This is a genomic window from Mucilaginibacter flavidus (genome assembly GCF_024055575.1).
GTDB lineage: Bacteria > Bacteroidota > Bacteroidia > Sphingobacteriales > Sphingobacteriaceae > Mucilaginibacter > Mucilaginibacter flavidus.
This window is the reverse complement of record NZ_JAMXOE010000033.1, coordinates 23,782-38,409: the sequence shown is the minus strand read 5'-3', so window position 1 is coordinate 38,409 and position 14,628 is coordinate 23,782. Positions and strand designations below refer to the sequence as shown.

14 protein-coding genes are annotated in these 14,628 nt (G+C 44.9%); 7 read left to right on the top strand and 7 right to left on the bottom strand.

Features of this window, described 5'->3' with window-relative positions:
* Positions 1 to 269 precede the first annotated feature (269 nt).
* The 3 genes from NAF19_RS28010 to NAF19_RS28000 all read right to left on the bottom strand — a co-directional run bounded on the left by NAF19_RS28010 (position 270) and on the right by NAF19_RS28000 (position 2,658).
* Positions 270 to 1,019 (bottom strand): hypothetical protein, encoded by a 750-nt coding sequence (locus tag NAF19_RS28010; RefSeq protein WP_252793684.1) that lies wholly within the window; start codon positions 1,017 to 1,019, stop codon positions 270 to 272.
* A gap of 142 nt (positions 1,020 to 1,161) precedes the next feature.
* On the bottom strand, positions 1,162 to 1,509 hold the full coding sequence (locus tag NAF19_RS28005) for a sensor histidine kinase (RefSeq protein WP_256484556.1): 348 nt from the start codon (positions 1,507 to 1,509) through the stop codon (positions 1,162 to 1,164).
* Between the two features lie 15 nt (positions 1,510 to 1,524).
* Positions 1,525 to 2,658, bottom strand: coding sequence for a histidine kinase dimerization/phospho-acceptor domain-containing protein (locus NAF19_RS28000; RefSeq protein WP_252793682.1), 1,134 nt, complete (start codon positions 2,656 to 2,658; stop codon positions 1,525 to 1,527).
* Positions 2,659 to 2,942: 284 nt separating this feature from the next.
* On the opposite strand from NAF19_RS28000, the gene NAF19_RS27995 reads away from it, so the two are divergent.
* From NAF19_RS27995 to NAF19_RS27980, 4 genes are all read left to right on the top strand, one after another.
* Positions 2,943 to 3,692, top strand: a complete 750-nt coding sequence (locus NAF19_RS27995) for an SDR family NAD(P)-dependent oxidoreductase (protein WP_252793681.1) — start codon at positions 2,943 to 2,945, stop codon at positions 3,690 to 3,692.
* Between the two features lie 176 nt (positions 3,693 to 3,868).
* Positions 3,869 to 4,450 (top strand): TetR/AcrR family transcriptional regulator, encoded by a 582-nt coding sequence (locus tag NAF19_RS27990; protein ID WP_252793680.1) that lies wholly within the window; start codon positions 3,869 to 3,871, stop codon positions 4,448 to 4,450.
* A 165-nt stretch (positions 4,451 to 4,615) separates the two neighbouring features.
* The gene (locus NAF19_RS27985) at positions 4,616 to 5,689 is read left to right on the top strand and encodes an acyltransferase (protein ID WP_252793679.1); all 1,074 of its coding nucleotides are present in this window, start codon (positions 4,616 to 4,618) and stop codon (positions 5,687 to 5,689) included.
* 84 nt (positions 5,690 to 5,773) lie between these two features.
* Positions 5,774 to 5,908, top strand: coding sequence for a SusD/RagB family nutrient-binding outer membrane lipoprotein (locus tag NAF19_RS27980; RefSeq protein WP_252793678.1), 135 nt, complete (start codon positions 5,774 to 5,776; stop codon positions 5,906 to 5,908).
* Positions 5,909 to 6,088: 180 nt separating this feature from the next.
* Here NAF19_RS27980 and rimM read toward each other — a convergent pair whose 3' ends face one another.
* Positions 6,089 to 6,613, bottom strand: a complete 525-nt coding sequence (rimM, locus tag NAF19_RS27975) for a ribosome maturation factor RimM (RefSeq protein WP_252793677.1) — start codon at positions 6,611 to 6,613, stop codon at positions 6,089 to 6,091.
* A gap of 91 nt (positions 6,614 to 6,704) precedes the next feature.
* Entirely contained in the window at positions 6,705 to 7,256 is a 552-nt protein-coding gene (locus tag NAF19_RS27970) for a 30S ribosomal protein S16 (RefSeq protein ID WP_252793676.1), read from the bottom strand.
* A 423-nt stretch (positions 7,257 to 7,679) separates the two neighbouring features.
* On the opposite strand from NAF19_RS27970, the gene NAF19_RS27965 reads away from it, so the two are divergent.
* Positions 7,680 to 8,732, top strand: a complete 1,053-nt coding sequence (locus NAF19_RS27965; protein ID WP_252793675.1) for a PAS domain S-box protein — start codon at positions 7,680 to 7,682, stop codon at positions 8,730 to 8,732.
* 132 nt (positions 8,733 to 8,864) lie between these two features.
* Here NAF19_RS27965 and NAF19_RS27960 read toward each other — a convergent pair whose 3' ends face one another.
* Both NAF19_RS27960 and NAF19_RS27955 read right to left on the bottom strand, forming a co-directional pair.
* Complete coding sequence (locus tag NAF19_RS27960; protein ID WP_252793674.1) at positions 8,865 to 10,181, bottom strand: amidohydrolase family protein; 1,317 nt, start codon at positions 10,179 to 10,181, stop codon at positions 8,865 to 8,867.
* 19 nt (positions 10,182 to 10,200) lie between these two features.
* Positions 10,201 to 13,242 carry an amidohydrolase family protein gene (locus NAF19_RS27955; protein WP_252793673.1) on the bottom strand — a complete coding sequence of 1,014 codons (3,042 nt, stop codon included), beginning with the start codon at positions 13,240 to 13,242 and terminating at the stop codon, positions 10,201 to 10,203.
* 318 nt (positions 13,243 to 13,560) lie between these two features.
* On the opposite strand from NAF19_RS27955, the gene NAF19_RS27950 reads away from it, so the two are divergent.
* Together NAF19_RS27950 and NAF19_RS30630 are read left to right on the top strand one after the other, a co-directional pair.
* Positions 13,561 to 14,421: a helix-turn-helix transcriptional regulator gene (locus tag NAF19_RS27950; RefSeq protein ID WP_252793672.1), complete on the top strand. Its 861-nt coding sequence runs from the start codon at positions 13,561 to 13,563 to the stop codon at positions 14,419 to 14,421.
* Positions 14,422 to 14,482: 61 nt separating this feature from the next.
* The gene (locus NAF19_RS30630) at positions 14,483 to 14,614 is read left to right on the top strand and encodes a hypothetical protein (protein WP_256484551.1); all 132 of its coding nucleotides are present in this window, start codon (positions 14,483 to 14,485) and stop codon (positions 14,612 to 14,614) included.
* Positions 14,615 to 14,628: the final 14 nt, after the last annotated feature.

Here is a 14,628-nt window from a genome sequence, read left to right as displayed (position 1 = left end):
TAGGTATTGCATCTAAAAACAAATATAATAAATTTGTGCAATCGATTGCAAAGATTGTTTTATCATTGCCCGGTGTAATTTCGTCCGGTCTGAAAGCCCCTAAGAAATTCCCTGCTCCCGCAAGCTTTTCCCTTTGGTTATATTATAATAGGGGGGGTAGGGGAGGAAGTGCTTGCGGGAAGACGTGAGTCTTGCGGCATTTTAGCTAACCGTATAAGCAGCTTCCAATCATTTAGCAAAACCAATTTTGTGTTTTCAAATATTCTGTATTAATGAAAAATGCTCAGCCCCGCATAAGCATCCATCAACCGCTCCCATGGCTGATAGCCTACTATAAAATTCAACAGCACATGCTGAATGGCAAACATCGCCAGGGCAATAACGTAAGGTTTACGGATTTTGCCGCCGCGGTGGTCGTCCCAAATGAGGGCTAATAGTGCCAACTCGGTTAGGAAATAACTTACGTTGAGGGTACGGTTGAATGAGTTGATGGCCGGTATCAAAAACAGCAGGCGGCCCAGTCCGGGGATAATAAATATAAACACTGTGGCAGCCATATAGCGGGCATGTTCCTGGATCTTGCGCCGGGTTACAATAGCCATAACGTAAAAATACAGGAACTGAACGAGGGATAAAAAATCGACAAAGGCCAGCTGGTAAACCGAATTGGGCGGATAATGCGCTTTCGACGCAATCATGGTTTGCTCCATTATACACACGCTAAATATCACAAAGGGCACCAGCACAAACGATATTTTACCCAAAACGCGGTGCCATTTCAGCGTGCCTTTGGCAGTGAGCAACGGCTGCACAATCAGCAGCAGCATCCACGATAAGGCAGCAACACCATGAAACTGGTGCTTATTATCGGTAGTACCAAATTGCATCAGGAAGGAATTATAAAAGCCCGCCAAAATAACCAGCAGACCAAACCCGAAATACCAGGGTGCATTGCCGTATAATGGTTTCTTTTTGCGCTTCGTTTTTACCGGTTGCTGGTGTGGTAGGGTTGTATCCAAAATTCAGGCTATTTTAATGTCGATATTAATTCTAAAAATAATATAAATTAATAAACAAAAAAATAAAATCCGGTAGACTACCCGAATAAAGCCCGTGGTCGCCCGGCTACCCGAACGCCTCGTTTAAGTCTTGAGCAATTCCCTATTTGCCCAGCGGCAGACTAAAGCAAAAGGTACTACCGTTGCCGGGTTCGCTTTCAATGACAAACGTGCCTTTGTGTTTTTTAATGATCTCGGAAGCAATGTACAAACCAAGCCCCACGCCCTGGTACTGCAGCGCGGTTTTGCTGACGCGATAAAAACGCTGGAACAATTGGTCGATGTCGTCCTTGTCGATACCTATGCCGAAATCCTGCACGCAAACCACAATTTTGCCGGCACTGGTTCCTGCCTTAACAATTACCTGGCCCGCGTTTGGCGAATATTTAATGGCATTGGTGAGTAGGTTAATCAACACCTGTTCAATCCTGAACTGGTCGCCGGTGTACAGCAGGTCTACCGAATTTTAGAGCAAAATATCGTGCTGATGGGCAGCCAGCTGCACGTTGGCGATGCTATTTGTTAAAGCATCGGAAAAATAAAACGCGGCAATATTCAAATCTATCTGGCCCGAATTGATTTTGGTAACGTCGAGCAGGTCGGCAATTAGTTTTTCAAGGCGTTGGATGCTGTTGCTGGCATTGGCCAGGAAGGGAAATATCTTATCGGTTCTGTCCGTTTTTTTCTCCAGCAGCTGATGGATAGCTTTGATATTGGTGAGCGGCGTTTTAAACTCATGGCTCACCATATTAAAAAATTCGTCTTTCTTTGCTTCGGCCACGGCCCGGCGTTCTTTCTCCAGTTTCTGCACCAGCAGCTCGCGGTTGGCGATGATCAGTTCAGCAGCACGTTTGCTTTTTTCCTCGTCCTGGTAACCGAGCTCTTTAAGCGCTATCAATAATTCGGCGGCACGTTTTTCTTTCTCTTCGTCCTGGAAGTCGAGTTCAATATTGGCAATTATCAGTTCGGCTGCGCGTTTGCCTTTTTCCTGGTTCTCAAATACCAGCTTTTTATTAGCTACGATAAGCTCATCCGCCCGCTTTTCTTTCTCCAGGTTTTGAAAAATCAATTCCTTGTTGGCGATGATCAGCTCGCCGGCCAGTTTTTCTTTTAGCTTATTTTGTATGTGCAGTTCTTTGTTAGCGACAATTAATTCAGCAGCCCGTTTTTCCTTTTCCTGGTTTTGAAAGTGCAATTCTTTGTTAGCGACAATTAGTTCAGCGGCCCGTTTTTCCTTTTCCTGGTTTTGAAAAACAAGCTCGGCACCGGCGGTAATGAGCTCGGCCGCCCGTTGTTCGCGCTCGCGGCTTTGCACATCCAGTTGGTTATAGGCTATGACCAGCTCAGTAGCCCGCTTTTCCTTTTCCGAATTCTGAAATACGAGTTCTTTATTGGCGATAATAAGCTCTGCGGCGCGTTTTACCCTTTCCTGGTTTTGGAAATCCAGCTCGCGGTTTACTATTATAAGCTCTGCCGCGCGCTTCAGCTTTTCTTCGTTCTGGAAATCCAGTTCAATATTCGCAAGGATCAATTCGGCTTCAAAACGCGCCTTTTCCTGGTTCGCAATTAACAATTGCTCAGTCAAATTTTGATTGTCCATAGGGTTGCCGGGGCAACTGTCGGTTAGTAGAAGATGAGTTTAAAAAGGAGATAACACAATAGTACGTATTAATTAATGGGGTTTTGCATTCTATTTTAGGTTAAATGAGTGGGCAGGAGTGAGTGTAAGTGCTTTCTGTCTGTTTGGAACCTTCTGATACCTGATTTTTTCAATCAGTTTGTCATCCCCGGCTAATCTTTTAAATAACGGAACGTTCATTCCGTAATTGATTTATATTTGCGGAACGATTATTCCAAATATAGAAAAATTAATTATTCAAAACCATGAAAAAGTTAGCAAACAAAGTAGCAGTAATAACAGGGGCGTCAAAAGGTATAGGCGCAGGCATAGCCAAAAGTCTGGCAGCCGAAGGCGCATCGGTAGTAGTAAACTACTCCTCGGCAAAAGAAGGCGCCGATAAAGTAGTAGCCGATATCATCAGCAATGGTGGCAAAGCTATCGCCGTACAAGGCAACGTATCAAAATCGGCCGACGTGGCCCGTTTATTCGCTGAAACCAGTAAAGAATTTGGCGCGATAGATATATTAGTAAATAATGCAGGCGTTTACAAATTCGCCCCGATAGAACAACTTACCGAAGAAGAATTTCACAGTCAGTTTGATACCAACGTGCTTGGCCTGTTGCTTACCACCCAGGGTGCACTTAAAAGCTTTAACGAAAACGGCGGCAGCATTATCAATATTGGTTCGGTGGCGAGCAGCATAGCCCCGGTTGGCAGTTCAATTTACACAGCAACAAAAGGCGCGGTTGATGCCATTACCCATGTACTGTCAAAAGAGCTTGGCCCGAAAAAAATCAGGGTAAACTCCATCAACCCCGGCATGGTTGAAACTGAAGGCACCCACAGTGCAGGCTTTATCGGCAGCGACTTCCAGGCAGAAACCGAGCGCACTGCGCCACTTGGCCGAATTGGTCAGCCGGAAGATATTGCGTTGGTAGCCGTATTCCTTGCATCAGAAGAGTCGCGATGGTTAACAGGCGAAACTTTGCTTGCAGGTGGCGGTGTGAGGTAAGAAGAAGTCCGAAGTCGGAGGTCAGAAGTCGGAAGTAAAAATCCGGGACGAAACACAACCTGATAAGTGCGGCAGTTTAATTTTTCTGACCTCCGGCTTCTGATTTCAGACTATCATTTTAATAACCTCTTTAAATTGAATAGCTTTGCTTAATTATAAGCGAGGCTATTCCTGTTATGGCAAGAACAAAAGATTTTGATGAAACCGAGGTGCTGAACAAAGCCATTGCTATTTTTTGGCATAAAGGCTACAACGGCACTTCCATGCAGGACCTGGTGGATGGCCTTGGCATCAGCCGTTCGAGCCTTTACGACACCTATGTTGATAAGCACACCCTGTTTATTAAAGCACTGGAGGCTTATCAATGCGCCGGCTCGGCTAAACTTTGCGATATTGTTAACAGCGGAGGATCTGCCAAAGAAACTGTAAAGGCACTGCTGGAATATATTATTGGTGAACTGCTTGGCGACCGGATGCAGAAAGGCTGTTTTATGGTGAATGCCGAAGTAGAAATAGCCCCGCACGACCCGGAAGTTAGTAAACTGGTGTGCCAGAACGACCAGCAGGTTGAAGATGTTTTTTACCAGGTAATAAAAAAAGGACAGGAACGTGGCGAGATTACCAACCGGCAGGATGCGCGTGCCCTGGCGCGCTTTACATTCAACACCATAAAAGGCTTACGCGTAACCGCCAAATCAACAGTCGATAAAAGTGTGTTTGACGATATCATCAGGCTGGCTTTGTCTGCGCTTGATTAAAACCACTCATCTTCTCCCAACCTGGTTCTTCATTGCTGACTCCTGGCTCCGGCTACTGGTTCTTCTTTATGGTCAACTGCAACAGGCTCCGCTGTAACTACATTGACTGCTGCTGCGTAAAAGCACCTAAAAAAACGTAACTTGTAATAACATTACCAAACCTGCATGACAATAAATCCCCCTTCACGTAATTACGGCCTCGATATTTTAAGGGTGATTGCCTGTTACATGGTAATACAGGCCCACGCCGGCGAGTTTTACTACATCGGCAACGGCGACCTGGTGGCAAACAAAGTTGATGCCTACTGGGTTGGCTGGTACACGCCGTTGTGCATTGTGTCGGTGCCGTTGTTTGTAATGATATCGGGGCTTTTTCTTTTCCCTGTGAAGGATGTGCCTGCTTTTTTCAAAAAGAGGTTTAGCCGCATAGCTATCCCTTTTGTTTTATGGTGCATTTTTTATGCGCTTTATTATTATTTAAAAGGTTATGCTGATATGGATACCACGCTTGCCCACATCGCCAACATCCCGCTAAACTATGGGGCCCAAATTGGCCACCTTTGGTTTGTTTATATGCTGCTGGGTATTTACCTGTTTGCCCCTATCCTGTCACCATGGATACAAACAGCGACCCGCAAAAACATGGAGTTTTACCTGCTGCTTTGGGGCGTAACACTTTGTATTCCCTACATACACCTGGTTATACCCGAAATTTGGGGCGAGACTTTCTGGAACCGTACCCCGATGCTATACTACTTTTCTGGCTTCTTGGGCTACGTGGTGCTGGCCAATTATATCAAACGTTTCCATATGGAGCCCCGGCAATGGAACTACCCGGCAGGTATTGTACTCATCATTGCAGGTTATGCACTAACAACCTATGGCTTTTTACAACGGCTGCCAACCGAAACCCATGTAAGCAAACTTGTACTAACCTGGGGCTTCGAAACCATTAACGTTGCTATGATGACTACCGGCGCATTCCTGATGTTTAAAAACATCAGCATAAAAAACCCCGACCGGCCGTTCATAAAACTGTGGATAGATATCGCCGCAAAAAGCTACGGTATTTACCTGGCGCATATACTTGTATTAAACGCGGTACACTCGCTGGTTGATAAACGCTTTGCCAGTGCCGCCGTTAAGATCCCTCTTATCGGCGTCTGTACTTTCATCTTAACCTTCCTAGTTGTTAAGCTATTGTCCTTCCTGCCCAAGAGTAAGTGGTTGGTTGGGTGAACCGTTTTTTTTAGTGATTAAGTATCCCTGGGAATTTTATGGTTGTAGTAAACAAACAGCCAGGGCACTATAGATACCAAGATAATGATCCGCAGGCTGCCGTTCTCGCAAAACGAGTACAACAACAATGCTGCCGAAGTTAACAAAGCATTAGCACTGCTTAATGGCCCCGACAACGGCGGTACCCGTTTATGGTGGGATTTAGCCACCAAAAACTAAATAACGTTATTATAAATACGAAAAGGCCCTTCAAAAGAGGACCTTTTTGCATTATCTGCTTTTTTTAACAAATTATTTTCTTTAATCTGTAAATTCTGCTTTATGCCCTTAAAAAACAATTCAATTTTCCTGGTCAAAATTTTCCATTGTTTTTTTAATTTTTGTTTATAGCTGCGGCAATCAATCCAAATAAATATCTAATAGCCCCTCCGGCAAATCAACGCGCACAATCTCCTTCACCACATCTATGCCTTTAATTATTTCCTCGTTAAGCGGGAAAAGCACTTCGCAGTTTTTATAGGTAACGGTGGCCAGTATTTGCTGTGGGTATTCCTGCACATCGGTAATTTTGCCAAGTTCGCCCTCGTAATCGTCAATAGCGGTAAAACCAACCAGGTCAAACAGGGTAAATTCAGCTTCTTTCTTTTTGGGCTTCAGCTTATTTGGCAGATAAATATCTTTTTTGGCCAGGGTAGACGCTTTTTCAATGGTATCCACATCTTCCAAAAACAAGTAAGCTGCATTTTTTTGCAGGTACTTTATCGATGCTACAAAATACGGCACCAGCTTACCGGCAGTTTCGATAAACACAGTTTTGAACTTTATATTTTCAACGCCATCAAAATCAACATAAATATGCAGCTCGCCTTTAAGGCCTTTGGGTTTTAAAATACTGCCTATGCGAAAACAATCTTCGGTTGTCATAACATTGGGTTGTTACGTGGAATGTACATTAAACAACAATGGCGAAGAACTTATAGTTACTTCGCCATTGTTTATAAATTCTTGACTGAAATTATTCAGCGCTGTCTGCAGGAGTTTCGTCAGCTGCTGCTTCCGGAGCTTCAACAGCTTCTTCTTCGGCAGGGGCCTCAACTTCTTCAACTTCAGGCGTGTTTTTAGCAACAATAGCCGCAGCTTTTGCTTCTTTCTTTTTAGCTTCGGCAGCCAACGCAGCTTTACGCGCTTCGTCTTTTGCTGATACTAAACCAGTTTTCTTGCCTGTGATTTTTCCTTCTTTGGTATCTAACCATTCCTGGAATTTTGCTTCAACCTGCTCCTCAGTTAACGCACCTTTTTTAAGGCCGCCCTGTAAGTGCTTTTTGTACAATACACCTTTGTAAGATAGTATAGCACGGCAGGTATCTGTCGGCTGTGCACCATTGTTAACCCAATCCAACGTTTTATCGAAATTGATGTCGATAGTTGCAGGGTTAGTGTTTGGGTTGTATGAGCCTAAACGCTCAATAAAACGTCCGTCACGCGGCGCGCGCGCATCGGCTACCACGATGTAATAAAAGGGTTTACCTTTTTTACCGTGTCTTTGCAATCTGATTTTAGTTGCCATTTTTAAATTTTATGTATTCAACATTGTCCCCGGAGTCCTTTCTGCGGGGATGCAAAGGTAGGTATTATATTTATTAATTGGAAATGATTTCATCATTTAGTGATTGGAGGTTAGTTGATTAGAGATTAGGCGGTGCCGGTGATTGGAGGATGGTTAATTAGAGATTAGTTGAAAAATGAGCTACATTCCGAAATTGGCATTCCGACTTCCGCATTCACCAACCTCTAATCTCCAATTAACTAATCACTAAAATTCACTTTCTTCTTTTAAAAACCGGCAGATATGTTTAGTATCGCAAAATAATAGCTGGTTGCAGCCATTAATGTGTATTGAAGCAAAATCCTGGTAATTTGGCCGGGCAAATGGTTAAAATTTAAAATAATAGTTAACTTTATAAAAATGCCCAGGCGCTAAAATTAAATTATGCCCGATTTGCCTTTTAACGAACTTGGTTTTTTATTTGATGATAACCCAAACCCCATGTGGGTTTATGAAGTTCAGTCGTTGCGAATTTTAAAAGTAAATAAGGCGGCGGTTAAACACTATGGCTATACCGAAGGCGAGTTTTTAAACTTAACCATCCTTAACCTTCGCGAACCAGGTGACGTTGAAGAATTTAACACATACTTTAAAAAACATCGCCTGGCCGATCCGAATTCAAAAGGCCCTTCATATGCGGGAATTTGGAAGTACAAAACAAAAGCCGGAGGTACAGTTTATGCCGAAATTACCAGCCATGCTGTCACCTATAAAAACCAGGCTTGCCGTATTGTTGTAGCCGCCGATGCTACTGACAAAAGGCGTTACCAGGAAGACGCGCAACTTAAGGAACAGGAACTGATTGGCACAAAAAACAGCCTTGAAGCACTGATAAACAATACCGACGACCAGATTTGGTCGGTTGATACCGAAACCCGGTATGTTTACATGAACCAGGCTTATCGCAGCAAAATTACCCACATAACCGGGGTTGAGCCTAAAAAAGGCGATTATTCGTACCTGCACCCGGGCTACAACAAACAATCGGTGGCTAGCTGGCAAAACTATTACAAAAGGGCGTTGGCAGGCGAAATATACAACGTGGTTGATGAAAGCATCGATCCTGACACTAACGAGGTACTTTCGTTCGAAATAAGCTTTAACCCGATCTACACCTCAACCGGCGAAATAATTGGTGTCGGCTGTTTTGCCCGAAATATTACACAGCGCCTTAAAACAGAGCAGGCCATTGTAGACCAAAATGAGCGCCTCCGGAACATCGCATCACTAACCTCGCACGAATTAAGGCGCCCCGTGGCCAGCATGCTAGGCCTTATTGCCATAATGGACAGGGTAAACTTTTTTAACCCGGATAATAAGGAAATTATTGAGCACCTGCTAACCGTTGGTAACGAAATTGACGAGGTGATACGCCTGATAGTTGATAAAACTTTTATTGGCCATGAACATCGGCCGGATAAATACCAAACTCCCTGAACCGTTGATTTAAGGTGATTGCGTTGATTTCGCTGATTATGGTTTGACAATTGTTGATACTAAAACATTACAAAGCAAAAAGGCGACGAGCCTAAACCCATCGCCTTTCCTAAACTTATTGAACGAGTGCTACTAATCAGCCTTCACCCCATATTTGTCAGCAAACTTTTTATAAAGCTGTTTGTGCAAATTATCAAGGTTGATGTTGCGACCCTGTATAAAGGCATAATCAACATCAATGCTAATCATATCCAGCGCATCGCCTTTTGATACAAACAGGTTGGCGTCTTTGCCGACTTCCAAAGTACCTGTGGTTTTGTCGATACCTAATATTTTTGCATTATTAATGGTGATCATCGATATAGCCTGCTCTTTGGTCAAACCGTAGCCAACTGACTGACCAGCCTCGAAGGGCAGATTGCGCTGACGCCAGAAACCAATGCCGGTAAGGCCATAAGTTACACCTGCATCCTGCAGTATTTTTGGCAATTTGTATGGCAGGTAAACATCATCTTCTTCTTTATCCGGCAGGCGTTGGGTTTCTTTTAATATAACCGGCACGTTATTGTCTTTCAAAACATCAGTTACCAGGTACGACTCATTGCCGCCCACGATAACCACCTGTACGCCCATTTTTTTGCCAAAGTCAACCGCCTGTATTATTTCTTTCGCGCCTTCGGCGTTTACAAACAGCTTTTTAGTGCCGTTAAACAACCCCTTCATAGCTTCCAAACGGATGTTGGTTACTTCGGGCTTTGCAATATCTGCATAAGCTTTTGCCTCGTTAAACAGGTTAGTAATCGCGTCGATGGCTTTTTGTGCCCGGTCGGCCGGCGATTCCTGCGGCACACCCGGTGTTGGTGCGGCAGGCCTGCGGCGGCCCTGTACCCTTGCAACCGGCCAGGTTAAGTGTATGGCAATATCGGCCTTATAAGCAGCATCCTGCCAGTTCCAGGCATCCAGCTGCACTACCGACGATGTGCCTGAAATGGTGCCACCAACAGGTGTTGGCTGTGCCAGCAAAATTCCGTTTGACCGCACGGTTGGAATCACCTTGGAGTCCGTATTAAACGCAATTAGCGAGCGCACATGTGGATTAAGGTCGCCGGTTTCTTCTTCATCTACTGTACCGCGGGCTCCCTCTTCAATTTCAACCAGGCCCAGGGTGGTTATGGGGCATATAAAGCCCGGATAAATTTGTTGACCTGTGGCATCAACTACATCAGCCCCGGCAGTGTTAGGTGCCGAGCCTTCGCCAATAGCCGTTATCTTGCCCTTATCGAAAGCTATGTAGCCATTGTTTATTACGGTGCCGTTACCTACGTGTATGGTGGCGCCTTTTATTATTATTGGCTTCATTTGCGCCTTTGCCGGCGATATGTTTGCCTGCCCGTTTGCGAGGATGGTGCTTAGCAGTAATCCTCCAAAAATTAAAAATATCTTTTTCATCTTCTTTTTCTATTATGGATTATTTACCGGTCGAGTTATTTTGTCCCACACCATCACCCGATACAAATTCATCATCTTCATCGCTTTCGTTGTTGCGGGGGCGTTTTCCTGCCGGCTTTTGGGTTGCGGCGCCTTTGTTTTTGGCAGCAATCATTTTCTGGATGAGCCGCGCCTCTTCAGCCTTTATAGCTTTCTGGTTGGTGGCATCCTTTTCTATATCCCAGTATGGTATGCCATCAACATAAGTTTTTTCGGCAACTGCATAAATTGAAAGCGGGTCGGCCGACCATAATACCAAATCGGCATCTTTACCTACCATAATACTGCCCACTTTTTTGTCAACGTGCAGCATAGTTGCCGGGTTAATGGTAACCAGTTTTAATGCTTCTTCCTCGCTCATTTTACCATAAGCTACCGATTTACCGGCCTCCTGGTTTAGGCGGCGCGCCATTTCTTCATCGTCAGAGTTAAAAGCAACAATTACACCTTCGTCATGCATTAGTTTACCATTGTATGGTATAGCTTCGGCAACCTCGTTTTTGTAAGCCCACCAGTCGCTAAAGGTTGAACCGGCGATACCGTGTGCTTTCATTTTATCAGCCATTTTGTAGCCCTCCAAAATGTGGGTAAAGGTGTTTATCTTGAAGCCCATCGAATCGGCAACGTGCATCAGCATGTTTATTTCCGACTGTACGTACGAGTGGCAGGTAATAAAGCGTTTGCCATCCAATATCTCCACAATAGCATCCAGCTCAATATCGCGGCGAACATTGCTGCCTTTTGCGGCACGTGCAACTTTATATTCTTTAGCGCGGGTAAATTCATCGATATAAACTTCCTCAACGCCCATACGTGTTTGCGGGAAGCGGGCGACACCCGTAATTGGACCATTGTTGCTGCCTTTTACGTTTTCGCCAAGGGCGAATTTGATAAAGCCATCAGCGCCTTCAAACTTCATATCGTCAGGCAATACCCCCCAGCGATGTTTGATCAGCTGGGTTTGGCCGCCAATAGGGTTGGCCGAACCATGCAAAATATGCGAAGTAGTAACGCCACCCGCCAGCTGCCGGTAAATATTAATATCTTCCGAATTTAAAATGTCGGCAATCCTAACCTCGGCGCTTACGGCCTGGGTGCCTTCGTTTATGCTGCCGCTGCCCGCAATGTGCGAGTGCTCATCAACAATACCCGGCGAAAGGTGTTTGCCGGTAGCATCAATAACTTTGGCGGCGCCTGGTGCAAGGCCTTTGCCTATAGCTTTTATTTTGCCGTTTTCAATCAATACATCGGTATTTTTAAGGATACCGTCTTTATCACTGGTCCAAACAGTGGCATTTTTAAACAGCACCGATTCGGCTTTTGGCAATTCGGTGGCGCCGTAGGCCATAAACGGATAAATTACCGGGCCGGCAACATTATTTGCTTTTGGCACATCATTGCGGTTGCGGTCGGGAGCAGCAGGTCCGGTATAAGCCGCGCTCCATTTTATTTCGCTGCCATCAGGTAAAATACCGCTGCCATTAAAGGTTAATGGTGATGTTTTGGTGATGTAACCGTTTAGCCTAACGTTGCCTGAAGGTTTGTTCTTCAGGTCGAAATAGATGCTCACCATGTCGCCGGTGCGGGTAATGGTGCCTGTTGCCCGGGTGCTGTCGGCGCCTGTACGTTCCAGGTTAACGGTGTACGCACCAGGTGTGCCGGTAATTTTCAGTACTACATTTTGCAAAGCGTCGCTGGCGAAGCTATAGTTACCACGCAGATCGGTTACGTCAATTTTGCTAACCACATATTGGCGGCCCTCAACCCAGTTTTCGAAAATCACGTTGTCTTTTTTAAACAAATCGTCAGACGTGATAATGAAATTGGCCATTTTGCCTTTGGCAAGCGTCCCTACCTTATCGGCCACACCCAGCATTTCGGCAGGGACAGCAGTTAGCGAGTTTAGGGCTTGTTTTTCGGTTAAGCCATTATCAAGAGCGGTGCGCAGGTTTGTCCAAAAATCGCGGGCGTTGGTTAGTCCGTACGATGTAATGGCGAATTTTATGCCTGCTTTTTCCATAACAGCAGGGTTGGTTGGTGCAAGTTCCCAATCCTTCATTTGCGTGTAGCTTACGTTTCGCGCATCAAGCGGATCTTCCACATCAAAGGCTTCGGGGAAGGTAAGCGGAATAATAAAGCTGCCACCGGTGACCTTCATGGCGTCAATGCGGCGGTATTCCTGCCCATCGGTTTTAAAAATATATTGTTTGCCAAACTCCTTGCCTATTTTATTGGCGCGCAACACGCTAAGCGGGTCGCCAACCTCAAAAATCTGGGGGAGCGCCTGTGTGCGGTTAAATTCATCAAGCGAAATATTGTATTCCTCTTTTTGATTTTTGTACCACTGCGCATCATAATAAGTTTGGCGCAGTAATGCAATTGCACCCATTAATGATGATGGGTAGTTGGTTGCCGCGGTGCCTTTGCTAAACGAGTAATTGGCAGCAGCCTGGTCGTTCAATATTACAAAGTTATCACGCTCGTTACCCAGGGTAACCACTGCCGAGGTGCCGCGGGCAATGCCATCGCGTATTACTGAATGCACTGTACCAAAGCCGTTCTTTTTAAATTCTTCGGCTTTTGAATCATCGGCGTGGAAAACAGCCTTTACATTCATTTCGGGCTTAATAGCCTCGTTCCAGCCGTAAGCGCCGGGTTTGGTTGATACCGGCACGGCTGCACGTCCAAAACCGCCCTGGGCAAATGCCGCTCTTGGCGCGTCGGGGATGCCGTAGCCGGTGTATGCATCAACAAGACTGGGGTAAATGTACTTGCCTTTAAGGTCGATAGTTACATAGCCTTTGGGGATTTTAACATCAGCGCCAACAGCCTCAATCTGCCGGTCCTTAATCAATAAAATGCCATTGGTAATGGTTTGGTCGGCATTTACAACAATTGTGGCGTTGGTAAATGCGTACTGTCCGGGTCGGATGTCCCAGGCGCCGTTTACCGGGAAAGTTTGCTGCGCCCGGCATAGTAAGGCAAACAGCATGGCGCAGCCAAGAAGTAAAAGTTTTTTCATGTTAATAGTTTAGTCAGTTACGGAGCTAAATATATTAAACATTAGCGAAATCCCTGATCGTAAGCAGGGTATTATCATGGATTTGTTACAATTAGTCCGAAAGTCGGGAAAGTCAGTAAAGACCGAAAGATGACTTGCTGGGCCGTTGACGTTTCTTTAGTTCTGCAAGATGGATTTAAGTACGCCAAAAGTGGAGTGACAGGGGCAACAGGCAGACTATTCGCGCGTATTTATATTTATCATCCATTTGTTACAATTTTCAAAAAATTAAAAAGAGAGAAGTGCAAGCTGTAGATTAGTGGAAGTTAATTTGTTACGATGATACAAATCCCTAAAGACCTGCTGAATCACCATACGCATATCAGGCTGAGGCTATCAGATATGTATGCTGTGCTTATTGATAAAAAGCGGCCCTTTAGCTGTGATGATACCCTGCAAACAGCACATTGCCTCGAGTTGGTTTTAACCGGTTCTATCGAGGTAAGGTATGGCAGCAGCGTGCTTCACCTTCAGGCCGGGGATATACAGTTCAGAAGGCGCGGCAATTACCAGATATTTCCGTCCGACGATTACACCAGCCTGCTCATTTTTATGGAGAATGAGTTTGTCGATTATTTCCTGGAAAGCCACGTCCCGGTGATTAGATACGAAAAGTTTTGTGCCGATATGCCGCCGTTTACATTTAAAACCACGGAGTTTATAAATGCTAATATTAAGCAGGTAATCCAGCATATTTTACACCCCCAGGAATATTCAAGGTGTATCGTAAAATTTGCGGCCCATCAAACGCTATTGCAAATTTTGGCTGGCGACAGGACTAACACTTTTGTTGCATTCCTGAAATACCTTGTCAGCGAAAAAAAGGTAGACCTGGCGTACTTTATGGAGGCTAATTTTAACAGGCAGCTGTCGATACCCGATATGGCGAAGCTTACCGGCAGAAGTGTAAGCGCCTTTAAAAAAGAATTTACCGAACGCTTTCATACTACTCCCGTAAAGTGGCAGATAAACCGCAGGCTGGAATATGCTGAATACCAGCTAAAAAAATCGTGCGACCCGGTGTCGCTGGTAGCTTACTCCAGCGGGTTCGAAAATATATCACACTTCTCGAAAGTGTACAAGCAAAAGTTTGGTGTTTCGCCTAAAGATACGCGTGATGAAGAGGAAGTAGTGTTCTGACAGCAAACAAATAGAGCTTCACAGCAAAATTGCAGCAGGCGCAAAGCCCCAACTTTGGGGTATGGAAACTTTAAAACACAAACGCCCGGCGCTAATATTGATAGATACACCGCAGGGCTTTTTTAGCAAATTTTTAGAAAAGATCACGGCAGCATATTCACCGGTTTCACAGGTATTGGCGGTGATTAAATAAAACACGATTTCAAG